1 protein-coding gene is annotated in these 615 nt (G+C 70.6%); it reads left to right on the plus strand.

What is annotated here, in order from left to right:
- Positions 1-2: 2 nt before the first annotated feature.
- Positions 3-584, plus strand: coding sequence for a 1,2-phenylacetyl-CoA epoxidase subunit PaaD (gene paaD, locus ACLFKU_RS43890; RefSeq protein ID WP_410853408.1), 582 nt, complete (start codon positions 3-5; stop codon positions 582-584).
- The last annotated feature ends 31 nt before the right edge of the window (positions 585-615 follow it).

A 615-nucleotide genomic window follows, 5' to 3' on the forward strand; every position in this document is an offset into this window, starting at 1 on the left:
CGATGACGACCTCGACCGCCCCGCAGCCCGTGAACACCCCCGCCACGACCGCCGCCACCGATCCCGCGCTCACCCGCGCGTGGAGCGTGCTCGAAGCGGTACCGGACCCGGAGATCCCGGTGGTCTCAATCCGCGAGCTCGGCATCCTGCGCGACGTGCGACGCGCGGCGGACGGCGCGCTCGAAGTCGTGATCACGCCGACCTACTCGGGCTGCCCGGCGATGTCGCAGATTGCCGAAGACATCGGCCGCGCGCTCGAGGCCGCGCAGCTCACGCCGTATCGCGTCGCCACCGTGCTCGCGCCGGCGTGGACCACTGACTGGATCACCGCCGAGGCGCGCGAAAAACTGCGCGTCTACGGCATCGCGCCGCCCACGGGCAACTGCGGTTCAGCCGCGCACGCGAGCGCCGCGCCACAGGAAAAAGTGCTGCGCTTCGTGCCACGCGCGCTGCCCGCACCGGCCTGCCCACGCTGCGGCTCCGCGCATACCGAGCGACTCGCGCAGTTCGGCTCGACCGCCTGCAAGGCGCTGTATCGCTGCCTCGACTGCCGCGAACCCTTCGACTACTTCAAACCGTACTGATATGGCCACCCCGCAATTCCATCCGCTGCGT

Origin of the sequence: Paraburkholderia sp. EG304, assembly GCF_046543485.1 — a bacterium.
GTDB classification, from domain to species: Bacteria; Pseudomonadota; Gammaproteobacteria; order Burkholderiales; family Burkholderiaceae; genus Paraburkholderia; species Paraburkholderia youngii.

Excerpts from the sequence above, each read along its gene's own strand:
- paaD (WP_410853408.1), top strand. The coding sequence starts at position 3 with ATGACGACCTCGACCGCCCCGCAGCCCGTGAACACCCCCGCCACGACC.